The organism is Aquimarina amphilecti (assembly GCF_900109375.1).
GTDB lineage: Bacteria > Bacteroidota > Bacteroidia > Flavobacteriales > Flavobacteriaceae > Aquimarina > Aquimarina amphilecti.
Window position 1 is genome coordinate 674386 of record NZ_FOAB01000001.1, and the last position, 24339, is coordinate 698724.

Below are 24339 nucleotides of genomic sequence, written 5' to 3' on the forward strand. Positions count from 1 at the left end.
GATATGTTTGGTACTTCTCTTCTACTATTAAAACATCATATTTACCAATGTCCTGTTCCTGGTTCGCCTTTAAAAGGTCCAACCAAGTCAGACGTAATCCATCCTGCATAAAACTGACTAGATTGTGCTCTTACTTGTTCTCCATCAATATAACAATCAAGATGTTGTGGATAAAAAGCGATATGATCTTTTAATGCTTCAAACTCCGAAAATGGATTAAGATATGACCACGCTACAGGAACATTAATCATTTCCTTTAATGTCCAATACATCGCATTTCCTTTCCATTCACACATAGAACTCTTATTAGGCATCGTAATAAGGGTATTCATATCAACATCATCTTTAGGGATATAATATGTTGGTGGACTTGCAGTCTCTAATACTGCAAGAGCATTACGAGAATCTACAATCCTAGTATCCTTATGATTTACAATCACTGTCTTACTAACTTTTTCAATGATTGGAGGACGAGGAAAATCCCAAACCGATCGCTGATTTTCTTTAGGTTCAATCGCGAAAGGAGGTCTTTTTTCCCCTTTATAACTCCAATGTTCTCGAGCTTTTTGTAACCAGTCTATCTTTGTTTTACCTTTCTTACTCGATCCCATAGTTGTAGTTTATACATTATATTTATAATACCTGAAATTACAGAAAATCATACGTATCAGGTAAACTTATCTTGGCATATAAAATTGATTCTATAGCTACCCTACTTTCCTAAGAATATTTAAAGGTGGACTTTGTAATACACTTTTAATATTACTTAATCCAATGATCAATACTAAAATTACTATACTAGGCAGAAACAATAAGAATGGAATCCCAGAAGGAACAAAGGGTTCCTCGAATAATAGTGTTGCTAATAATTGACTACTGATTAAGGATAATAAAATTCCAGCCAAGCTACCGAGTATTCCTAAGAATAAATACTCTAGTGCTGTAATACTAAGAATTTGTTTGCTTTTAGCACCTAAAGTACGTAATAATACACTCTCTTTAATACGTTGGTATTTACTATTTCGAACCGAACCTATTAATACAATAATACCTGTAAGAATACTAAAAAAGGCCATAAAATTAATGACCCAGGAGATTTTTCCCAAGATGTCTTCAATAACAGTATAGATTTGTCTAAGATCAAATACAGTAACATTAGGGAATTTACTTACTAGCTCTCGTTGCAAGGCGGCAGATTTATTGCTATCAGGCACATATGTAGTGAGTACATGAAATTGTGGCGCTTGTTCTAGTACACCTTTTGGGAACACTACCATAAAATTTAACTGTAGGCGTGTCCAATCTACTTTTCTGATGCTTCCAACAATAGTTTCCATCAATACACCTTGTATATTAAAAATAACAGGATCCCCTACTCCTAACTTTGCATTTTCGGCGAGACTTTCTGATATTGAGATGGGAACTTTTTCTCCAGAGTTAACTTCTTTTACCCAGCTGCCATCAATTATAGATTCCGAAGCAATAAGCGAATCCCTAAAAGTAGTCCTAAATTCGTGATTAAGTACCCAATCATTCACTGCAGAAGTTGTATCTTTTCTAATCTCATTACTTAATTTCCCTTTAATACTATGCATCCGCATAGTAACGATTGATAGATTATCGATAACTTCTAATCCAGCCGGAGACATACTTGCAATTACTGCATCACGCTGCTCTGGTTGCACATCAACTAAAATAATATTCGCATTGTCTGAACCGTTATCCAATGCTGTTTTTGTTAATAGTATGTCTTTCGTAAAATATAACGTACTAATCAAAAAAGTACCAAGACCTATTGCAAAAATAAGTACCGTAGTCTGGTTATTAGGTCTAAAGAGATTTAATAGACTCGTTCTGGCCGTAAATCCCCAAGCAGTTGGAAAATATTTTTTGATTACCTTAATAAATAAGGCAGAGATACCCGCTAAAATAGCAAAGGTTATAAAAATCCCTGCTACAAAAGCAAAAGCAAATAGTATATCCTTAAAGATCCATAGGGAAAATAAAAGGATAAAAAGTAAAATTGCTCCAAAGGTAAATACTCGAATCTTTTTGGATCCTCTAGCTTGTTTTTCTGAAACCCGTAACACTTCTAATGGTGATACATACCAAGTAGCAAGTAAAGGTTGTAATGCAAATAATACCGACATTAAAACACCTAGCAGTAGTCCCATAAAAATTGGCTGTAGACTTATGGAAACTTCTACATCAAATGGTAAAAACCCATCTAAAAGAAATGGAAGTAATTGTTGGAGTCCGATACCTACGGCCGTTCCTAAAATTCCACCGATAAGTCCCATTACAGCAATTTGTATTAGATAGATCAAAAAAGCTTGTTTTCTACTCGCTCCTAAACATTTTAAAACGGCAACATCTGTTAATTTCTCTTTGATATAGATATGTACTGAACTAGCGATACCAATGCAGCCTAAGAGTAAGGCTATAAACGCTGCCAAATTCAGAAACTTACCTAGATTTCCATAACCACGACCTATTCGTCGACTAGTACTGGTATGCGTATCGAGGTCAGCATTTTCTGCATCCAAGATAGGATCTAAAGTCTTATCTAATTTAATTAGATCCGCTTCTGGTGATTCAAAAAAATATTGATATCTCTTTCTGCTGCCCAATTGCAACAATTCAGTCTGTTCTATAAATCGATATGGGATTAGTACTGTGGGAGCTACTGTTGATGAGATTCCAGAACTACCCGGCATTGAATTAATAGCTCCTAGAATAGGAAAGGTAACCAATCCTAACTTGATAGAATCCCCTGGTTTTATATCATATTGCAACATGAGTGTAGCATCTACTAATGCTCCTCCCCTTTTTTGATACTCCGCAGCTGCATTAATAGGTTCTGTTTCTAAGGTTCCATAAAAAGGAAAATTGCCTTCCATACCTCGTACTTGTACTAATTTAGCAGCTCCATTTCTTGGAAACGCAGCCATTGACGGGAAACTAACTTCGTAAGCGTCCGCTCCCAATGAATCGATGATAGCCTGAACTTTTTCATTAGGAAGTTGTCTACTATCAATTATAAAATCAGCACCCATCAATACTTTAGATTGATCCTGTATATTTTGTTTTACATTTTCGCTGAATAATTGTATCGAAACCACAGCGGCAATACCAAGAATGATAGACGCCATGAATAACAACAACCTGGAAATGCTAGATCGTCCATCACGCCACGCCATCTTTAATAACCATCCGATATCTGTTCTAGAATAGGAATGCATCTTCATTATTGTACTAACGTTTTCTCATTACTTATAATTTTCCCTCCTTTTAATCGAAGTATCTGTTGGGTTCGATTCGCCAGATCAAGATCATGTGATATAATAACTAAAGTAGTTCCGGCTTCTTTATTCAATTCAAAAAGGAGCTGTATTACCTTTTCTCCGGTCTCCTCATCTAAATTTCCTGTTGGTTCATCGGCAAATAAAATTGTTGGCTTGTTTGAAAAGGCTCTTGCTAATGCTACACGTTGTTGTTCCCCTCCGGATAATTGTGATGGATAGTGATGAAAACGATTTGATAACCCAACCTTTTCTAGTAACTCCTTGCCCTTTGTAACCGCATTTTTAACTCCTTGTAATTCTAAAGGTACAATCACGTTTTCTAGGGCTGTTAAAGTAGGTAGCAATTGAAAATTCTGAAATATAAACCCTACTTCCTTATTTCTTAATTGTGCACGTTCATCTTCATTCAATTCTTGAATATTTTGGCCACATAACTCTACAATACCTGAGTCCTGATTGTCTAATCCAGCACATAGTCCAAGTAAAGTAGTTTTACCACTTCCAGAAGGTCCTACAATAGAAAAGGTAGCTCCTTTTTCCACTTCAAACGAGATATTGTCTAAGACCTTAAGTTTTTTTGAACCACTGTTATAAGTCTTCTCCAGTTCATGAATCTTTAATATCTTTGGCATATTGATTTTCAATTAATTCAATTAGATAATGCAAAAGAGGAAAAATAAGCAAATGGTTTCGTATTTATATACTCGTTATAATTGGATTTCCTTAAAGTTTTGTTATTTTTTATTCTTTAGTTTACTATTATCTTGTGGAGAAAACACTACTAAAAAAGAAGAAACTAACATAGACAGTTCTATTGAAAATAGTAGTGACTCAGCTAAAAACACTCTTACTAAAACCATTCTTTGTTTTGGAGATAGCTTAACTGCCGGTTATGGATTAGATGATATTAATGATGCGTATCCAGCTGTACTTCAGAACAGATTGGATTCTTTAGGTTTAGCGTATACTGTTATCAACTCGGGATTAAGTGGAGAGACGACAGCTGGTGGAAAAAGCCGTATCTCTTGGGTACTTAATCAGAAAGTGGATGTTTTTATTCTAGAACTAGGTGCTAATGATGGATTGCGGGGAGTTCCTTTAACAGAAACCCGAAATAATCTTCAATCCATTATCGATGCAGTACGAAAAAAAAACTCAGAAACTACGATCATATTAGCTGGTATGCAGTTACCACCAAATATGGGCCCCGAATATATTACGGAGTTTAGAAATATTTTCCCAGATCTTGCCCAGAAAAATAAGCTAGCACTGATCCCTTTTCTTTTAAAAGATGTTGGAGGTATTCCAGAACTAAATCAAGCGGATGGTATACATCCGACTATAGAAGGACAAAAGATCCTAGCTGATAATGTTTGGGAGGTTCTAAAAACAGTAGTAAAGTAGTATTTGTAAATACAAGTCCTTTTCCAGTCCAATCAAATGAAATGTTTATATAAGAGAATTAATAACTTTTATATATTGACTCAATTGATTCGTGAATTTTCTATATACTATTTCCTATCATTAATAATGGCAACTAATTTTTCTAGCTGCGTATCTTTTCCTGTAAATATTTGTTCTATATCAATTGGTATATAGATATCAGGCTCTGTTCCATTACCGTCTAAAGTTTTTCCATTGCGCTGAAATGATAACATTGTTGATACCTTTACTTTAATATTAGAATTGGTTAAATACATTTCTTTTGAGTTTCCACTAGATCCATCAGTAGTTACTCCTACTACTTTTATATTAGGTAAACCCTTATAAGCAGCTGTAAAAACAGTAGCTGCACTAAAACTACTTTCATTTACTAATATATAAACTGGCTGTTTGTAAAAGGTTTTTTTATGTTTCAATACCATATAAAAAGGACCACTAAACTTAGAATGGTCAAATTCTTGCTCAATTTTATATGTTTTATTGAATTCATCGATTGCTACCCTATCTGAATTTGAGAATTCAGCGGAATTATAAGAATACAAATAACGACTGCTCATTGAATGCTCATCAGTATCTATTATTTTATTTGTTCGTAAATATCCAACATTGGCTACCCACGGTGACTGTCCTTGTGGTATCATATAATTTGCAAAAGTTTGTAATATATCTCTGGTTCCTCCTGGGTTATTTCTGATATCTATTATTAAGGCTTTGGTGTTAGAAAATTCTTTCATCGTGGTTTCTATGAAATGTTCTAGACTATCAACCTTTTTATAATTAAACATCATCGGAATTTTTATATAACCGATATTATCAGTTAATAACCTTTTTAAACTGTCAAACTGTCCAGTATTAGTTGTGTTTTTTATAGCATTGTAATTGGCAATACGAAGTGTAGAAACATATCCTTTGCTATCTAGCGTTAGTTTATGTATATCTTTTTTTTCATTCTTTCCATCTGTAAACATCACTTCTACCCTTTTTAAATTTCTTTTGTTGTTATTAAATAAGAGTGATCCATATTGCTCAATTGCGTTCGCTCCTCTTGTAAGTTTTGCTTCTTTTGGTGCTTTTTTATCTCTATAATTATAATTGGTAATTAATGTGTCGATGTGTATTCCGTTAATACTTTTAATATACGGATAGTTCTTATAATAGTATTGGTACGAATTATTTCTGAATCCTTTTTTGACTGCTATAACTTGTTTATCTAGAATGGTAATCCCAAAAGGTAGTTTTTGCTCATATGATTCATGATTTTTTTTATCAAATGATTCATTTTTTATTGATGCATGTCTATCACCAATCTCTGCCATAACTTTACTTATTTCATATACAAGTTCATCTATCTGAATACTATCTTCTCTTTTTAATATTAAAGTTATAATTTCATCAATCGCTGTATAATAATTAAAATTAGAGAGTTGTGAATAGGATGATCTGTTATCTAGAATTTCTTTGAATTGTTTTATATCTTCAATGGCTTCTGTTTTACCAATACTCTTCTTAGTTTTTTCTTTACTAATAGTGTTCTTTTTACTAGGTTTGGATATGTTATTATAGTGTAGGCAACTTTGTCTATTTTCAAAAGTAAATGTACCAGTGTATGTCTTAGCAACTCCATTTCTAGACAAAACCAAATAAACATCTTTATTTGGTATATAATTTAAACTTCTGAGCACTTCTACAAGGTCTTCTGAAAAACGTTTTTTCCATCTTGTATTATATTCTTTTTTACAAAAACGTATTAGTTCATCTTTATCAAAATGATCTAGCTTTTCGAAATGATACCATTCATTGTTGCATTCTACTACTGGCTGATCATTATCCCATGTCACCGCTGTGAAAGGAGATGCTTTTTCTAACTCAAGTTTTTGTCCAAAACCAATAATTGTCAATAAACTAATTATTAAAGTAATGATAGTAGTTTTCATTTTTATATGTTTTAAAAGTGAATTCTTTTCAAACATATTTTTATTTATCTACTCATAAAAAAGAAATAGAGTAACCTAGTTTACTAATCGACAAACGTGGTATTATTATCGATTTATCCGAATTATGTTTTAATATATTTACAACAGTCTATCACAATACACATATGTTTCAATTATCAGATAAACAAATACAAGTACTAAACACCCTATTTAATGTGCTTTTTATAACGATTATAGTCCTCCAAGTCATAAGAAAGGCTCTATATACGCTTCCTGATAAATGGCTTTTCTTTTTAACTAGTGATGCTGTAGAGTATTTTATCTTTTCTGTGATTGCCTATTTATTATATTATTATGTATTAAGGCGTAATCAATTGTGGTATAAGATTAGTTTTATAGTTCTGTTTATTGTGCTTATCGTATTAGTAGCTTTACTAAAGTCATATAGAATACATAACGAAGTATTATTAGATAGATCATTTGATTTTTCTACAGAATTTATTGGAAAAACTTTCCTGTTTTATTTTCTTATTTACTTTATAAATAGATTAGATTTTTTTAATAGATATAAAAATTTAGAAAACGAATTAAACCAAGCAAAAGGACAGCTGTTAAGAAATCAATTACACCCACATTTCTTATTTAATGCTTTTAATTCACTTTATAGTATGTCTCTAAAAAACAGCCCAGATACACCAAACACTATATTGAAACTCTCTGGGATGATGCGTTATTTAACGGATGATTCTACTAACAAACGGGTAAAACTAACACAAGAATTAAAATTTATTGAAGAGTATATTGCTATAGAAAAAATAAGATTTGGAGATCAAGCAACTATTAAGTTAAGTATTAACGGAATTGCTGAAGGTAAAAATATTGAACCCTTGTTATTAATTACTTTGGTAGAGAATGCTTTTAAACATGGGTTTTACATCAATGATCAAAATGCATTTGTTAGCATTAATATAATATGTAAGAATCATATTATTTTGTTTAAGGTAGAAAACAGTATACTAGACAAGCAGCATTTTAATGTAACCAATCGAAAAGGAAAAGGTATAGAGAGTCTAAAAAAGAGATTAGCAATTTCTTATCCTAAGAAACATAATTTAGTTCTACAGCATAACAACGATATATATTCTGCAAATTTAGAAATCAATCTAGGGTAATGAAAAAACAAACTACCATAATTATTGATGATGAACCATTAGCAATCGATGTTCTGGTAAACTATATAAATAGATTTCCGGAGTTTGAAATTTTAAAAACTTTTACAAGTTCTATAGCTGCTTTTAAGTATCTTAATGATAATCCAGTAGATCTGGTTTTTACAGATATTGCGATGCCACAAATTTCTGGTATAGAATTGGTAAAGCTAGCTAAAACTAAGACACAATTTGTAATGGTGACCTCCTATACAGATTATGCAATAGAAAGTTTTGAATTAAATGTCATCGATTACCTTCTAAAACCAGTATCCTTTGAGCGTTTTATAACAACCATAGAACGTTTTAAACAAAATATTCTAATTCCCGATTCTAAGAAAGATTTGACCTTAAATCCATCTTTTTATATTAAAGAAGGAGATGAATTTATAAAAGTTTTGGTAGATGACATTGACTATATTGAAGGTATGAGAGATTATGCTAAAATTGTATGTGGTAAAAATTATTATCTAGCACTTAAAACATTGAAATCGATAGAAGAGAAATTAAACAGTTTTAATTTTATCAGAGTACACAAGTCATATATAATTCCGTTAAAAAAAGTTTCTCAATATAATAATGGCTGCGTGTTAATTAATTCCTTTGAGATTCCTGTAGGTAGTAGTTATAGAAACAATTTAAAAAAGTATCTGGAAGACAATAAACTATAAACAATCCATTCGCACTACTGCTCTGTATTTTCTGAAATAACATTATTTAGATGCTTTTATAAACCTCTATTTTAATAATGTTTTTATACCTTCTTTGAGCTCAAAAATAGATTTCACTTCATTAATTTCTAATGTTTTATTAAAAATAACAAGTTCATCCATCAACCCAATATATCCTAATCCTAACATAATTTTTCCGTCTTTAGGTTCCCAAGTAAAAGGATCATTTATATCTTGTATAACTCCTTGAAATGTTCCATTTACATATAGCTTAAATGTAGGGTTTGCTGTATTTACTTTGGAAAAAGTCATAACTACATGGGTCCACTTTCCTTTCTTAAATGGAGGTCTGTTAATAGTTACCGTTCGTTTTTCCCACTTTGTCACATCATTTTTATTATCTGGATTCCAAATATTTAGATCTCCCATAGCTCCTAATCTAAATTTTCTTGGGTTATGATCAGTAAAATCAACCCATAAGGCAGCATCATTGTATCTCGTATCTGTAATGCATATAGGATCACAATACCCTGGCGCTAAGTCTTTATTGGGATCTAATTGTAACCAAAATGATACAGAACCACTCCATGATTTGTTATTATAATCAACATTTTTATAAGCTTTATAAAAAATAGCAGTAGTGTTTTTCTCAGTGAAATGAAGTGCATCACCAATCATCCCTTTATTTTTAGCTAGGACAACATTAGGGTTATTTAATCCAGGTTTAGCATTATTTGATTTTTTATAGCTTTCTGCAGTATATATCATTCCGTCTCCCTTGGATATATCAGCAGATAATTTATCATCAAATGAACTGTAAAATAATATATGATTTCTTAATTTATTCTTTTGTGAAAACAGAGTACTTGTAATAAGAAAAATGAATACTCTAAATAAAGATAAAGATGTGATTTTTTTCATTATTTTAAATTAAAGTTTAAATTTATATATAGCTTTTTAACTATCATTATATCAAATCATTATATCAAATCATTATATTTAAAAATATTCGCAAATTTTATTAATATTCTATACTCCACTCTATTGCTGCATGTGAATGGATTTTTCCTGTATCAAATATTGGGATTTCTATATCTGATTCTGAGATTAGTATAGGTAATTCTGTGCAACCTAAAATAACACCTTGCGCTCCTTGATTTTGCAGTTCTTCTATAATCTCAATAATTATTTGTTTTGAGGTGTTTGTAAATTGTCCTTTTACTAATTCATTATAGATAATATCGTGAACTACTTGCCTATTATTTTTCTCTGGTATTAAAATTTTTAACCCAAAATCATTTGTTAATGTCTTGGTATAAAAATCTTTTTCCATTGTAAATTTTGTACCCAGTAAGGCTATTTTTTCTAGTCCCAATTTTTTAATAGATTCTCCTGTGGTTGTAGCTATATGAAGGAAAGGAATAGTTATATGTTCAGAAATATAATCACTAACTAAGTGTATGGTATTGGTGCATAGTAATATTATATCCGCTCCTGCCCTTTCTAATTGTTGTGCTGCTTGTTTCATAAGTTTTCCTATAGCATTCCAATCATCGTTAAAAGTTAATCGTTCAATCTCAGCAAAATCTACTGAAATCAAGATACATTTTGCAGAATGAGAGCCACCCAAAAAATCTTTCGTCTTGATATTTAAAAATTCATAATATAATTTTGATGATTCCCAACTCATTCCTCCTATCAATCCAATGGTTTTCATATAAAAGCTCTAATTAATTGATGTTATTTATCCCAAAACTACAAGGAAGATTAAAGTTTATATAATTTTGAAATTGAGATAAATAAAACTATAACTGAAATAATTTCAGCTATGACATATAGGTAAGCAACTTATCTTTGTGTTTATGGAACTCAAATATTTCAGGTTAATTAAAACTATAGCAGAAGAAGGTAGTATTGCTAATTCTACAGAACGACTCTTTTTAACGCAATCGGCCTTAAGTCATCAATTACGTGAATTAGAAGAACGACTAGGATTTAAAGTCTTTTATAGAACTAGAAATAAATGGGAGTTAACCCAAGAAGGTTCTGAACTATATAAGTTGGCCAATAAGCTATTTAGCTCTATTGATGAAGGTTTTACTGCCATAAGACACATAAAGGAAGGAGCTAAAGGTACTATTAAACTAAGTGCAGAATGTCAATCATTTTTTCATTCTATCCCGGCATTTATTCAAAAAATGGGGATCTTATATCCAGAAATAGATATTGATATAAGTCTTGGAGCAACACATCAAACCATATCACAAGTATTATCCGATGATATAGACATTGCCATTGTGACTACAAGACCAAATTCTGATGAACTTTCTAGTATTCCTGTATTTAGAGATGAGATTTTTGCTATTATGCATCAAGAACATCCATTGAATAATTTAGCGTACCTAGATGCTAGTCATTTCGCAAATGTACATTTGTTAATCAATTCATTTCCTATAGAAGGTGTAGCAGTTTATGAACATTTTTTAAGGCCTAATAAAATAAATCCAATTAAAATCTCTGCAATTCCGTTTACAGAAATTACGCTATCAATGATACAAGCTAATATGGGAATTATGTGTGCCCCAAAATGGCAATTAAACTCTTTTAAATTGTCAAAAGATCTAGTATTTAGGCGTATTGGGAAAAATGGTTTAAAAAGAAAACATTATCTAGTAGTAAAAAAGAAACATCGTAATAGAAAATACATACACGATTTTATCTCTAATTTTGAAGAAGATTTTTTAGAAGCGTAGCTTACTTTATATTTAATGGTTTATACCTTCTACCTTTTGCTTTATTCATAAACTCCATTTAAAACCAAACGAGGCTCTGCTTCTATCTTTAAACTGACCAAACAATTGATTGTCATCTCCGTAAAATAAATTTCCATTTAAAAATAATTGCGTATTCGTAGTAACCCAATAGCTTATTTGAGGTGTAATATAACCATCCTTATGATTGATGCTATGAACCCAAAGCAACTCAGCCTTTAGGTTATCATTCAACATCTCTTTAGAGATCAAAAATGTCACATTAGTTTCGAACGTATCTTTATTATATGGAGTAATATCTTCTACCAGCCACTCATTAAATAACTGTGCACTAAGCAAGTATTCACCTTTCAAATAATCAATACCTAGTGCTGATTTATATACATTACTTTTTTCAATATTTAAATGGGCATTAGGATCATCAGAGATGAAATTTTGTCCAAATACGTATACTAATTCTCCTCTGAATGTAAATGATCCTATTACTTTATTAAAAGTACCTCCAACCATCTGTTGTCGTTCATATTTTGGATTAATGACAATCGTAGGGTTTGTATTAGGCTGTGATAACCTGCTATAAAAAACTGGTAAGTCATCATAATAATAGAGATAATTTATCGAGATATCCCAACCATCAACAAAAGTTGTAAATTTTATGCCAACATCAGAATCTTTGAAAAATTTAGTTGGCTTATCCGCTTGATGTAATTCTTGTGTTACTCCGCTAGGAGGAATTTTAAATAAACTTTTTGTAAAGTAAGGAGCGTTAAAATCCTGTGTAATATGATATGTTTTATCTGGGATCCATAACAATTGAACTCCAATAGATTGAATATCAAATTCAGATTTTATGGACCATAAAGGGATTCTACTATCTTCAAAATCATCTAAAAGAAATTCTCTAAAATTTTGTGGATTTACAATATCCAAAAGTTTTAAACCGTCAGTTTCTCCCCACACAATTTGCTGCTTACCAATCGATAATTTTAAACCATTTCGAAGTCGAGTATAAAAATAGAGTTCTCTTAACTCTAAATTCGTTCTATCTCCTATAAACAAACGTTTACTAAAATCAGAAACCGTATTTTCATCAGGAGTACCTGTTTCTAGATTATCTTGAAGCTCACTATAAATTTGGCCTTTAAAAATAAGCTTTGATTTTCTAGTAAATTTATATGTGAATTCAGGTTTTAATATTACTTCTGATTTTTGATTTTTTTTTGTCTTAAATTCATATGATATATCAGAATTTACTACTAAACTGGTTTCTAATTTTTCTTTCAGTGTTTTTTTTATTTTTTCCTGAGCATAAGTAGTTTTAGTTACACTCAGGAAAATAAGCAGATAGAAAATTGCTATGATGTATATATTCTTATAATCCATCAACCAAAGCTTCTTTAGTAAAATAGTCATCTCCTAACGCTGCATCATAATCATTATTTTCAAACTTAAATGTAGTTTGATGTTTAGTTTTATGATTTACTACATTGATATGATGAATTGTCCATATATTTTGTACTTTTTTTATATCAGAAACCTTAACTGTTTTCAAGAAATTCCCTGCGGTATCCCAAGATTCAGACTTACGCATCATCCAGATTTGAGAATCTATCCAAAATTTAGCCTTACTATACCCTAATTCTTTTTCGATCGATGCATCTTTGGGAATTGCTTCAATCACATAACAATCGTGACCATCAATTTTTTCTCTACCCATGGTTTTATAATTGTAATCATTATTACTAATTTTAGTTTCTAGTTTTATGTCTTCATAAGTAAGATCTGTCCCTAAAAAATAATCTCCTCTGTTTGCAGCAGAGATACGACGTGTTTTTCGTAATGCCGGAAGATATAACCACTGATCATCATCTTTTGTCGCATCAGGGTAATCAAAAGTCAAAAATGCTGTTCCTTTTACACTTGTAGGGGTTTTATAAAATATAACAAGGCGTTTCTCCTTACCAAAGTATTTTCTGAGTGCAACTGTTTTTCTAACCCGTGTTTTCCCTCTTTTGTCTTTGAGTTCCATGATAAGATCTCGTTTTAAAGAAACTCCTTCATTTCGATCATTTGTTTTCTGTGCGATGAGCTGTCCATTCATAAGTTCTTGAGAAATTCCAGCAAATGGATTTAAAAAAATAGCGAACATCACAATTAGAAGAATAGTTTTCATAATTATCTATGGTTTTATTTATTAATAAAAAAATTAGGCTTGAATATTAGAATAATAGCCGGTAGTAGTGTCATACTACCTATAAAGCTGACTACAACCGCGACAGCAACTAAGAATCCAAATTGATTTAATGGAGGGACAGAGCTCGTCATTAAGACACTAAAACCTAGAGCTAATGCTAAGAAATTGAATAGTAAAGCTCTTCCTGCTGATTTATAAAACTGGTTAAATGCATCTGTAATCTTAAGGTTTTCTTCTTTAAGGAAGTATTTAAGTCTATCAATCGTGTGTACCGCAAAATCAACACCTACTCCAATGGCTATAGCCGCAAACATCGAAGTACCTACTGCTAACCAGATATCCATAATTCCCATTACGGTATATAGAAAAAGAACCGATATAGTTACTGGAACAACGGTTAAAAATCCTGCTGTAAAAGATTTAAAACTAAATCCAGCTACAATAAGCACAACTAGTAAAGCAATGATTGCTCCTAAAAAATGATTAAACCCTAGCTTACTTAACCAATGTGTATCTAAAGCTACTTTACCACTTAATGTTGCTTTAATGCTTGAAGATTTAAAATGAGTATCAATGAACTCTTGTGCCTTGTGAACAACCATCTTTTCATTAATATATTCTCCGGAATTCATTCTAAATCGAACATTTGCTAACTTATAATCGTAGTCTACATAATTATCAAAATCAGTTGGATCTCCACTAGCAGAATACAACAGGAAATATTGCGCTACTAACTGATTGTTTTCTGGTATACGATAAAATTCTTCACGATTTTCATTCATAGATTGATTCATCTTTTTAATAAAATCAACAATCGAAGTACTTCCTTTTACATAAGGCAACGTCTCAATATAATTTTGAAGGGAATCAATTTTATGAAGATTTTCTATTTTGAAAAGATCTTCTTCATTAGGTGTTTCAATAAGAACATCTAGATAGGACGTTCCATCAGTTTTTTGGTTAATAATTTTATCCGCAAGAACTAAAGGTTCATCACCTTGAAAGTTTTTTATTCGATCTTCATTTATCAGTAATTTAAGAGCACCTCCAATACCTAATATTATAATTAGTAGCGCTATAGTCAGAATTGCTTTTGGGCGCTTTATTACGACTTTGCCCAGAGATACCATTATGTTACCATAGATATCTACGGTATCAGCTGTTTTAAAAACTTTACTTTTCTGTGGTTTCAATAACATCATTGCGGATGGAATCATAAAGAGTGCATATAGCAATGCAATACAAACTCCCAATGCTCCAAAAATCCCGAAATATATCATTGGTGGCATATATGATGATAATGCGATAGACATAAAACCTCCAATAGTAGTAATAGAAGTAATAGTGATAGGTCTCCACATTTTGAGCATTGTATGGACTACTAATTCTCTTTGTGTATACTCGGGAAATTTAGCAGCGGATTCATAATACTCTCCAAGGATATGAATACCATCTGCTACCGCTATAGCTATAAGAACAACCGGTAAACCATTGGTTATTACAAAAAAATCTACCCCAAAAGCGGCCATTAAACCTAGAGCAATACCTACTGAAGCTAGAACCATCAAATTAGGAAGTAATACTCCTCTTACTGTGCGATATGCAAATATTAGAATTAAGGCAATTACTAATCCCGCAAATGGATTCGTACGCATAGCATCTTCGTCAATATATTTAATAAGATATCCACTTACTGCTCCCTCACCAGCTAAATAAAACGTATGATTTTCTTCTTCTAGATTAGAAACTATTTCATATAAACTATTGTAGACTTCATGTTGTTTTCTATCGTAGCTATCTAACATTTCGGCCACGATAAGTGTAGTAGTTTTATCTTTAGAAACTAAACTTCCTTGATATAATTCGAAATCATCTATATTTTTAGAAACCTCTAACGCCTTTAATTCAGTTAGTTCTTCTATTTCATAAAAAGGATCTACCACAATACCAGTTTCTGTACCTTTAATATTGTTTTCGGTAGATAAACTGGTAATTTGATCAGGATCAATTCCAGGTACTTTTTTAAGCGTCTCACTAAGTTTATGGACTATCTCTAGTGATTTCTTATTAAATATACCTTCTTCATTAATAACAGCAATTACCATTGGATCTTTTAGTCCAAAGAGTTTCTTCAATTCATTCCGTTTTACTAATACAGAGTCTTTTGCAGGTAAAAAAGCATCGTATCGAGTATCTTTTGTAAGCTTTGGAATAAATGATATTGAGGTAATAAATAAGATACCACATAGTATCAGTATAACTTTATGGTTTCTAGTTACTTTGTTGAAGAATGCTTCTACTCTATTTTGTTTCATGATTAAAGATTTATGTTGTATATACAACATTATAGTTAAAAAAATATTACATAATTTTATTTTCCAATTCTTTTAAGTTATTCAATCCCGCATCACCTAGTTTCTCAGATAACTGATTCATTATTTCCTCCCACACTGGAATTAAATTCTTCACTAACACTTTCCCTTCTTCAGTAAGTGATATCAACGGTCTATAATCCATACTTTTCTCAATATATCCTTTAGCATATAATATTTTGATATTTCTACTAACAGTAGATCTCTCCAAAGATAAAACCTGACCAATGGTTCCTTGTTCAACTTTTTCTAACTTACTCAAAGCAAATAAGATGGTCATTTGATTTTCTGTAATATCAAAATCAGAAAGATAACTCCTAAAGATATTATCCACTACTCTAGACATCTGTCTTAATCTAGAACCAATACATTCTTGAAAATCATATTTCATAGTGCAAATATAAATAAAAATGTTGCATATACAACATAAACATTCTTTTTCATCAATTCTTAATCACAAATCCTTTTGAAAACTAACTAAAACCGTCTTTTTTAATCTTGTACTAATTGGGATTATATGATCACCAATAACAATCCGCTTATCTATAATTTTATCAACTTTATATTTTGAAATTATATAAGACTTATGCGTTTGAATAAACTCATCTTGAGGCATTTGATCCTTAAAACTTCTTAAGGACATATGTGTAATTATTGTTTCACTAGACGTTACTACTTTGACATAGTTCTGCATAGCTTCTGCAAATAAAACATCATCTATATTGATTTTTTTTAGCTGTTTTTCACTTTTTAAAAACAATACTCTATTTTTAGTTTTATGACTATAATAGTTATTCACTTTATTAGCAGCTTGCAAAAAACGTTCAAATGAAATAGGTTTTACTAAATAATCTAAAACATTGTACGTGAAGCTTTCTAATGCATAATCCTCATAAGCAGTAGTCATAACAATTGAAGGTGAATTCTTTAACTTCTTTAACCAATCTATACCCGATAGAATTGGCATATTTATATCCAAAAAAATTAAATCTATCTGATTAGTTTCTAGATAATGATTGGCTTGCAATACATTTTTGCAAAGGGCAATAACGTTTAAAAATGTGACTTCATTGCAATAATCTGCAATACCTTCTCTCGCTATAGGCTCATCATCTATAATTAAACAGTTTAACTCTTTCATTTTTTAAACGTTATAAATTAATAGAAAGGTTTACAATATGATTAACCTCCTCTTTTGTGATGTTTAGTTGATGCTTATTTGGATATAATAATGTTAATCGTTTTTGCACATTATTTAACCCAATTCCTCCTACTCTATTTTCATTAATTAGTCTTTCATAACTATTAACAACCATTAATAATAGTGTACCATCTACTTCCGAAATATTAATTTTAATAGTATTAGAATCACTATCTATATGATTGCTACAATGTTTAAAAGCATTTTCTATAAATGGAATTAATAATAAAGGAGCTATTTTTAACGTGGGGTTTTCAAGTTTAATATCATAATCTAATCTAACATCGGTACCTCTTCGAGTTTCTTCAATTTTTATGTATTTAAGTACGTAATCTAGTTCTTTTTCTAATAAAATATGACTGTTACTTTCATAAAGTTGATATCGTAATAAATCCGAAAATTGATGTAATGTTTCTTTTGCTAAACTGTTGTTTTTACCAATTAGATGATAAATATTATTAATTCCATTAAACAAAAAATGAGGGTTTAGCTGAGCTTTTAGATATTTTAATTCAGTTTTATAGGTTTCTTCTATTAGTTTTTGCTTTAGCTTTTCGGATTTTCTAAACTCCAATTTAAGGGCATAATAAAAACCTGCTATTACATATACTAAATGTACCATAAGACTGCTTATAAAACCACATAAATAAGGTTTATCTATTTTATAGATATTATAAACAATACTATCACAATAAGACTCTATTATAGAAATAATGATAATAACAACTATGGTTAATATGTAATAAATTGCTTTATTTTTAAGCGGATAAATTAAAGGGTATAACCAAAAAACTTGGGAGTAAAATAAAATCGCATTAAACAATATTCCATAAGTATATGCATAGGTAAGACTTTCATCAGATGCAGAAAACCCATTCCAATTAAAATCAGAACCTACGGCTACGAGCCAATAATTTAGGAGCCAAATTAATATATGCCCAACTATAAGGGTTAATTTGGATGTATTCATTTCCTATTGTTTATGACAAAGAAAAGCATAATTTATTTTCTTAAAGTTTGCTTTGACGTTCATACATAGATATTCTACGCTTATCAAATAATTATCTATAGAAGCTATTTTTTTCTATTGTTTTGTTACAAATAAATAAAATAATAAGTAACCCTAGGTAACAACATAAATGCTGTAGCGTCTTAATTTAAAAGGATAAAAAATGATAACGAAAAATACACAAAAAATAGGAGGAGTATGTTCAATATTTCAATCTCTTATTTATATTACTGCTTTCATCGTATATGGAGGTATATTAACATATCCAGATGAAAATGCCACCGTTGTTGAAGAATTAAATTTCTTATCTGAGAATTATAAAATCTTATCAATTTTAAATTTCACAAGTTATATACTATTTGGGGTATTATTGACTGTTTTAGTGTTAGCTATTCATAAACGACTTAAAAGAGATTCTCCTGATTTATCTAAATTAGGCCTTCTCTTTGGTGTTATTTGGGCTGGATTAGTAATTGCTTGTGGTATGATAACAAATATTGGGCTCAATACTATACTTGAAACCGGAATCACATCACCAGAAAATGCCATGCAAATTTGGTCAAGTATAAGTATAGTGTCTGAAGGACTAGGCGGTGGAAATGAAATTGTAGGTGGAATTTGGGTATTGTTGATCAGTATCATATCTATAAATAATAAGTCATTTTCAAAACTCTTAACTTTACTAGGTATTATTGTTGGTACAGCAGGTGTATTAACTATATATCCTTTAGATCTTTTTACAGAGATCTTTGGTATTAGTCAAATAATTTGGTTTTTATGGATAGGAATAGTAATGATTCGTAAACCAAATATATAACAGAAGTGAATGGTTTATTAATAAAAAAAACAATTACCAAAAGTTAAACCAATGAAATCACTTTTTAGAACAGTTAAGGGAAAGAAAGAAATTTTAAGTTTATATGACCAAAAACTAGCTGAACTTAAGATCCAATATGAATACCTTAAAATTGATTCTTCCTTTGGTAAAACTAACATTATTGCAACCGGAATATCATCGAAACCACCCATAATTCTAATTCACGGTTCTAATGGTTGCGCCCCTATCGCTATTCAAACATATCCAAATTTACATAAGAGTTTTAGAGTTTATGCAATTGATGTTTTGGCACAACCTAACAAAAGTGCAGAAACAAGATTAAGCATGAAAGATGATTCTTATGGAAAGTGGATAAACGAAATAATTAATTCTCTAAAGATCGAAAATGTTATTCTAGCTGGCTTTTCGTTTGGAGGTTTAATAATATTAAAAGCTCTTGAGTTTGATGAAAGTAAAATTAAAGAAGTTTATTTATCATCACCTGCGTACATTATAAACGGAAATCCTTTAAAAACTTTATTCAAAATATTTATTCCAATGAAAAGATTTATAAAGACTAATAGAAGCAAATTTATTGAACAATTTTTATCTGAAGTATTTACTGAACGTGATGAATTTGCAGTTAAATTTTTATCAAAGGTATTTAAGCATTTCAAAATGGATTTTACACCTGTTCCAGTAATTGATTCAAAGAAAGGAAATTCGATTATTACACCGATTACATTATTTGCCGGAGAAAAAGATATTCTTTTCCCTGGAAAGAAAATGATAAAAAGGGCACAAAAGATATTTCCGAGTTTAAAAAGTGTAATGCTTATTAATAATTCTAAACATGTCCAAAGCGGACTACAGAATAATTTAATTGAAAAAACAATAATAGAAAACAGCTTGTAATAATATAACTAAAAGGAACTCATGAATGAATTAAATAAATGAACATTCTTATAATATACTGTCACCCAAGTAAGAATTCATATACCTATGAAATTTTACAACAATTGAAATCAAACCTAAAAAAAGAACATATTGATTTTGAGATTTTTGATCTATATAAAATGAATTTTAAAACTGATATGAGTGAAGAAGAGTATAGACGAGAAAGTTATGCTAATCTAGATATTCCAGTTGCTAAAGATGTACTAAAAGAACATCAAAAAATCAATAAAGCTGATTGTATCATATTTTTATATCCGGTATGGTGGAGTGATTGCCCTGCAAAATTAAAAGGTTGGTTTGATAGAGTTTATTCCGTTGGATATGCTTATGGTACCGATGAAATAAAAGATAAGTCGAAAGTAATGAAAAAAATACCTAAAGGTATTGTAATTTGTACTGCGGGTCATTCAAATGCATTTTTAGATGAAATTGGTATAACAAAAAGTATGAAAAATGTAATGCTTGATGATAGACTTGGAAAAAGATTTAATAAAAAAGAAATGATAGTTCTAGGTGGTACAGCGGATATTTCCTTGGTAAGACCAATTCATGAAGAAGTAATTAATACAATAGGAAAAATCATAAAATCATAAAATCATAAAACGCAGGGCTACTTTTATCTATTTTTAATAGATAAGTAATACACTTAATAAAAACAGAAAATAAGCTTATGAATCAAAGTCTCACGTACTATCTAGCCTTAATGGTTATTAAATTGAAGAAAGTAAAAAAGAGTTTTAGTAAAGACCCAATAGATTTTAAGAGACTAAGAAAAGAAGATGTATATAAACCAAAAGGTGTGTTTTTTAAAAAGAATGTGATTAGAAATTTTAAAATCTCTGATTCCCTAATAACGGAAATAGGACAAAAGAATGATCCAGACAAACTTCTAATATTCATTCACGGAGGTGCATTTATTTGCGGTCCGGCAAAACACCATTGGGATACTATTAAAGCTATCGCTAAGCAAACTAATTATATGATTTGGTTGTGTAATTACCCAAAAGCACCAGAACATAAAATCTCAGAAATCTCAGATAATATAGATTCAATTTATAATGAAGCATTAAGGACCTACAAATCAAATCAAATTTCTTTTATTGGAGATTCTGTGGGAGGTACATTAATTACTGCATTAATCCAAAGACTAAATATCCAAAACGAAGGGTTACCTAATAAGATAATTCTTGTTTGTCCGGTTATGGACTCATCGATGTCAAACCCTGATATTGACAAAGTAGATTTGGTTGATCCAATGCTCTCTAAAGTTGGTTTACTAAGTGCGAAAAAAATGTGTGCTGCGGGTATTGATCTGAAAAATCAAATGATTTCACCATTATACGGAAGTTTTGAACGATTCCCTGAAACTATTTTATACTTAGCAGAAAATGATATTACTTATCCTGATCAAAAATTAGCTGTCGAAAAATTAAAAACTGCTAATGTTACTATGAAAATAGTAGAAGGTAAAAACATGCCACATATTTGGCCATTTCTACCTGTCATGAAAGAAGCTCAATCCTCACTAAAAGAAATCATAACACACTTAAATAAAGATCAATAAATTAGTTTTGAAACAATATACTTCTCTCCTACCCCTATTTAATATGATTTGGATAAATGGATTATTAGCTCAATGAAACTTTGGGAATAAAAACCTAGTTATTTTTATTCCCAAAGTTTTAAGACCACTATTATTATTTATTGTTTTATAATCTTAATAGTTGATACACTTTTCGATCCATTTATTTTAGCATAATACATGCCAGATGGAAGTGTGCCTAAGTTTATAGTTTCATCATTGCTTGAAATATTTTTCTTTACTACTACTTTTCCGTTCATATTATATACTCTGATAATTGAATTTTCCGCACCTTGAACTGTTACGGTATTTACTATTGGATTAGGATATAAAAATATAGTGCCATCCACATAAACTTCAGGAGCTTTGGTATCATCAATTGGTGTAATAATCCAATGTAAATTTTCACTAGTGTTCGAGGAATTAAATAAATTTACGTTTTGGGCATTACTACCATCATTGCCTCCGTTAATAGCAAAACCTGGTGCATTACGCTTAATTAACTTAAATGCTCCATTTCCAACAGCTACTTTTTGCCAATGTTGATTTTGGTTATTTTCCATGCAGGTCCATAAATACAAATTTTGGCCATTCGCACCATCTTTATCCCCATCAATACAATAATTGGTTCCTTGTTTCTGATAAGAATAGTATCCATTTCCACGATCAATTTCAATCCATTGTTGATTTATATTCGTTCTATTTTCTGACCATAGGTAAACATTTTGGGCATTAGCTCCGTCATGATCTCCATCGATAGCAAAACCTGGCGCATTTAGTTTAGTAATATGTACTAGAGTATTTTCTGATACATTATTTATTATCTCATAATCAAAAGTTTCCCAAGTTCCATCTGCATTTCCCAACGGAAAAAGAGTACTATTATCAACATTCCAATTAGCCTGAATCCACCCATTATTAAATAAGCTTTTTAAAGCAACTTGATTTGATCCTTTTTGTTCCCAACCAAAATTTTCCCAAGTACCTGGAGCATTCCCAGTTGCACGAATTGCTGCATTCCTATTGGTACCAACTACCTGAATATATTTATCAGTACTCACAGATTTAAGGGCAATACAGCCATTAGTATGTTCCTCTACATAAAATAATGCTCTATCAGCTTCTTCTCCGTTAGCAATCAAATTAGAATTACCTTCTGCAATAGTAATCCATTTTTGATCTCCACCAGATTTTCTTAATGCAATCATTTCTCCTATAGGAGCATTAGTAGTACAAATTGGTGTAGTAGGGTCATCACCCCATCCAAGTGTTGCAACATCTTCTGATGGGAATTCAGTTTCTGCTTTTATTCTAATATTACGGTAATATAATTCTGCTCCTTCGGATTGTATTTGTATTTGACCACTAGTCACAGAATTTCCATTCCAAGTAGCATCTTGCAAAGCATTGACCATAACACCATTTACATAATGAATTGCTCTATCACCAATGACAATAATTTCTAATAGGTTCCATTCGCCATTTGGTAATTCTGGATTTGACCCTGCTCTAATTAATGTTCCTGTATTCAGTGGCGCCATTGGCGTAAATGTTAATCCTCCACTGTTTTCTGAAGGAACCAAACCTTGTGTACCAGCTAATCCAATATAATCACCCAAATCTCCTTCTTGTACCTGAAATTCCAGAGAAGACTTCCAAACGTCCCAAAAAGTTCCATGATCCCCGTTAGCATGATATAGAATACCACTATCTCTTAATCTATCCAACCTAGGTTCCCATTTTAGTTCACCCCATTTAAACTCCATACTAAGATGGTAATTGCTATAGTCATTTAAAGTAGTAAGACCTCCATATACTTCGCCAGTAATGTATAGCTGCTTTTCTCCATTTTCTTCAATTATAGAAAAAACATTAGTAGGATCATTATCTAAACCCAAAGCTGTTCCTGAACCATTAGTTACATTGCTACTATTACCAGGTAAACCAGTTGTGCTATGCGGTACTCCCATCCATATTTCCCAACAATTCAAATCATTTTCTAAAAGATCTGTCCATTCACCAGTTAGATTACTTCCACAATCATTTATAGGTTCATCATTATCCAATCTATCCGACACCCAAAGCACCGCTTTTTCTATCATTATTCTAAAAGGCTCATTATCATTATAAGTAGATGCATTATGACCAAGCGCGGTATAAAATGATCTTCCACCATCATATTCTTTTAACCAAGATATTGGTCGAGTAGCATCGTAACTTTGGTTACCAGTAGATTGAACTTCTAAGAGATTTTGATTCGTATCACTTAGTTGCCCACCATTAAGTTCCCAGTAGTACCATTCTTCTTCGTGTTCCCACATATCGCCAACATTTCCTATATGATTAATAACAGGATGATTCATAAGAACATTCATTGTACCCGGTAGATTATTAGATGTATGATTTGGACTCGTCTGCACAATAGCCCCAACCAGTTCATTATACCAAGGCCAGGAAGACGCAGCGTTTGTATTTCTATAAGTATCTGTTGCCGAATGAAAACCAACAAATCCACCACCATTTTGTATAAAAGTTTCCAAAGCAGCTTTTTGACTAGCGTCTAAAAGGCTTCCTCCTGTCGTATTTGAAAATACAATGACCTCATAATTGGCCAGATTCTCAGTAGTAAAAACAGAAGCATCCCTAGTATTATCAACAGACCAAGTATCGTGGTCAGTATTGGATCCTAATTCTTCTAGCATAGAGATACTAGCATTTATAGCACCAGTGTGTCTGAATCCATTAGTTTCGTGAAAAACTAAAACATTAAAATCTTGACTATAGGAAAATTGAATTAATAAAGAAAAAAGACAAGTTATCCATACGAGAGTTTTGTTAGTAATTGGAGATAGGGTTTTCATGAGTATTTATTTTT

Annotated in this window: 21 protein-coding genes; 8 read left to right on the forward strand and 13 right to left on the reverse strand. The window is 31.0% G+C overall.

Features of this window, described 5'->3' with window-relative positions:
• Window positions 1–41: 41 nt before the first annotated feature.
• From BMY33_RS02995 to BMY33_RS03005, 3 genes are all read right to left on the reverse strand, one after another.
• Window positions 42–611 carry a DUF427 domain-containing protein gene (locus BMY33_RS02995; RefSeq protein WP_091405369.1) on the reverse strand — a complete coding sequence of 190 codons (570 nt, stop codon included), beginning with the start codon at window positions 609–611 and terminating at the stop codon, window positions 42–44.
• Window positions 612–707: 96 nt separating this feature from the next.
• Complete coding sequence (locus BMY33_RS03000) at window positions 708–3200, reverse strand: ABC transporter permease (RefSeq protein WP_091406081.1); 2493 nt, start codon at window positions 3198–3200, stop codon at window positions 708–710.
• A gap of 47 nt (window positions 3201–3247) precedes the next feature.
• On the reverse strand, window positions 3248–3937 hold the full coding sequence (locus BMY33_RS03005; RefSeq protein ID WP_091405371.1) for an ABC transporter ATP-binding protein: 690 nt from the start codon (window positions 3935–3937) through the stop codon (window positions 3248–3250).
• A 28-nt stretch (window positions 3938–3965) separates the two neighbouring features.
• Between BMY33_RS03005 and BMY33_RS03010 the strand changes: the two genes are divergently transcribed.
• Window positions 3966–4709, forward strand: a complete 744-nt coding sequence (locus BMY33_RS03010) for an arylesterase (RefSeq protein ID WP_091405374.1) — start codon at window positions 3966–3968, stop codon at window positions 4707–4709.
• 107 nt (window positions 4710–4816) lie between these two features.
• Here BMY33_RS03010 and BMY33_RS03015 read toward each other — a convergent pair whose 3' ends face one another.
• The gene (locus tag BMY33_RS03015) at window positions 4817–6682 is read right to left on the reverse strand and encodes a S41 family peptidase (protein WP_170836986.1); all 1866 of its coding nucleotides are present in this window, start codon (window positions 6680–6682) and stop codon (window positions 4817–4819) included.
• A 164-nt stretch (window positions 6683–6846) separates the two neighbouring features.
• On the opposite strand from BMY33_RS03015, the gene BMY33_RS03020 reads away from it, so the two are divergent.
• Together BMY33_RS03020 and BMY33_RS03025 are read left to right on the forward strand one after the other, a co-directional pair.
• On the forward strand, window positions 6847–7854 hold the full coding sequence (locus BMY33_RS03020; RefSeq protein ID WP_091405378.1) for a sensor histidine kinase: 1008 nt from the start codon (window positions 6847–6849) through the stop codon (window positions 7852–7854).
• Entirely contained in the window at window positions 7854–8561 is a 708-nt protein-coding gene (locus BMY33_RS03025; protein WP_091405380.1) for a LytR/AlgR family response regulator transcription factor, read from the forward strand. The genes BMY33_RS03020 and BMY33_RS03025 overlap by 1 nt, the downstream gene beginning before the upstream one ends.
• A 66-nt stretch (window positions 8562–8627) precedes the next feature.
• Here BMY33_RS03025 and BMY33_RS03030 read toward each other — a convergent pair whose 3' ends face one another.
• Together BMY33_RS03030 and BMY33_RS03035 are read right to left on the reverse strand one after the other, a co-directional pair.
• Window positions 8628–9482 (reverse strand): LamG-like jellyroll fold domain-containing protein, encoded by an 855-nt coding sequence (locus BMY33_RS03030; RefSeq protein ID WP_091405382.1) that lies wholly within the window; start codon window positions 9480–9482, stop codon window positions 8628–8630.
• A 100-nt stretch (window positions 9483–9582) separates the two neighbouring features.
• Window positions 9583–10278 carry an aspartate/glutamate racemase family protein gene (locus tag BMY33_RS03035; RefSeq protein WP_091405385.1) on the reverse strand — a complete coding sequence of 232 codons (696 nt, stop codon included), beginning with the start codon at window positions 10276–10278 and terminating at the stop codon, window positions 9583–9585.
• 145 nt (window positions 10279–10423) lie between these two features.
• Here BMY33_RS03035 and BMY33_RS03040 point away from each other — a divergent pair, with 145 nt between their 5' ends.
• Window positions 10424–11314, forward strand: coding sequence for a LysR family transcriptional regulator (locus BMY33_RS03040; protein ID WP_091405389.1), 891 nt, complete (start codon window positions 10424–10426; stop codon window positions 11312–11314).
• 45 nt (window positions 11315–11359) lie between these two features.
• Here the strand turns inward: BMY33_RS03040 and BMY33_RS03045 are convergent, their stop codons facing one another.
• The 6 genes from BMY33_RS03045 to BMY33_RS03070 form a co-directional block, all read right to left on the reverse strand.
• Window positions 11360–12715, reverse strand: a complete 1356-nt coding sequence (locus tag BMY33_RS03045) for a DUF1302 family protein (protein ID WP_091405393.1) — start codon at window positions 12713–12715, stop codon at window positions 11360–11362.
• On the reverse strand, window positions 12705–13505 hold the full coding sequence (locus BMY33_RS03050; protein ID WP_091405396.1) for an outer membrane lipoprotein-sorting protein: 801 nt from the start codon (window positions 13503–13505) through the stop codon (window positions 12705–12707). The genes BMY33_RS03045 and BMY33_RS03050 overlap by 11 nt, the downstream gene beginning before the upstream one ends.
• A gap of 14 nt (window positions 13506–13519) precedes the next feature.
• Window positions 13520–15841 (reverse strand): efflux RND transporter permease subunit, encoded by a 2322-nt coding sequence (locus BMY33_RS03055; RefSeq protein WP_170836987.1) that lies wholly within the window; start codon window positions 15839–15841, stop codon window positions 13520–13522.
• Between the two features lie 46 nt (window positions 15842–15887).
• Complete coding sequence (locus tag BMY33_RS03060; protein ID WP_091405401.1) at window positions 15888–16289, reverse strand: MarR family winged helix-turn-helix transcriptional regulator; 402 nt, start codon at window positions 16287–16289, stop codon at window positions 15888–15890.
• Between the two features lie 63 nt (window positions 16290–16352).
• Complete coding sequence (locus BMY33_RS03065) at window positions 16353–17039, reverse strand: LytR/AlgR family response regulator transcription factor (RefSeq protein ID WP_091405404.1); 687 nt, start codon at window positions 17037–17039, stop codon at window positions 16353–16355.
• Window positions 17040–17049: 10 nt separating this feature from the next.
• The gene (locus tag BMY33_RS03070; RefSeq protein WP_091405406.1) at window positions 17050–18069 is read right to left on the reverse strand and encodes a sensor histidine kinase; all 1020 of its coding nucleotides are present in this window, start codon (window positions 18067–18069) and stop codon (window positions 17050–17052) included.
• A 202-nt stretch (window positions 18070–18271) separates the two neighbouring features.
• Here BMY33_RS03070 and BMY33_RS03075 point away from each other — a divergent pair, with 202 nt between their 5' ends.
• The 4 genes from BMY33_RS03075 to BMY33_RS03090 all read left to right on the forward strand — a co-directional run bounded on the left by BMY33_RS03075 (window position 18272) and on the right by BMY33_RS03090 (window position 21446).
• Window positions 18272–18925 carry a DUF4386 family protein gene (locus BMY33_RS03075; RefSeq protein WP_091405409.1) on the forward strand — a complete coding sequence of 218 codons (654 nt, stop codon included), beginning with the start codon at window positions 18272–18274 and terminating at the stop codon, window positions 18923–18925.
• 51 nt (window positions 18926–18976) lie between these two features.
• Complete coding sequence (locus BMY33_RS03080; protein ID WP_091405413.1) at window positions 18977–19840, forward strand: alpha/beta fold hydrolase; 864 nt, start codon at window positions 18977–18979, stop codon at window positions 19838–19840.
• A gap of 38 nt (window positions 19841–19878) precedes the next feature.
• The gene (locus tag BMY33_RS03085; protein WP_091405418.1) at window positions 19879–20475 is read left to right on the forward strand and encodes an NAD(P)H-dependent oxidoreductase; all 597 of its coding nucleotides are present in this window, start codon (window positions 19879–19881) and stop codon (window positions 20473–20475) included.
• A 77-nt stretch (window positions 20476–20552) separates the two neighbouring features.
• Window positions 20553–21446, forward strand: coding sequence for an alpha/beta hydrolase (locus BMY33_RS03090; protein WP_091405421.1), 894 nt, complete (start codon window positions 20553–20555; stop codon window positions 21444–21446).
• A 137-nt stretch (window positions 21447–21583) separates the two neighbouring features.
• Here the strand turns inward: BMY33_RS03090 and BMY33_RS03095 are convergent, their stop codons facing one another.
• Window positions 21584–24325 (reverse strand): ThuA domain-containing protein, encoded by a 2742-nt coding sequence (locus tag BMY33_RS03095; protein ID WP_091405424.1) that lies wholly within the window; start codon window positions 24323–24325, stop codon window positions 21584–21586.
• Between the last annotated feature and the right edge of the window lie 14 nt (window positions 24326–24339).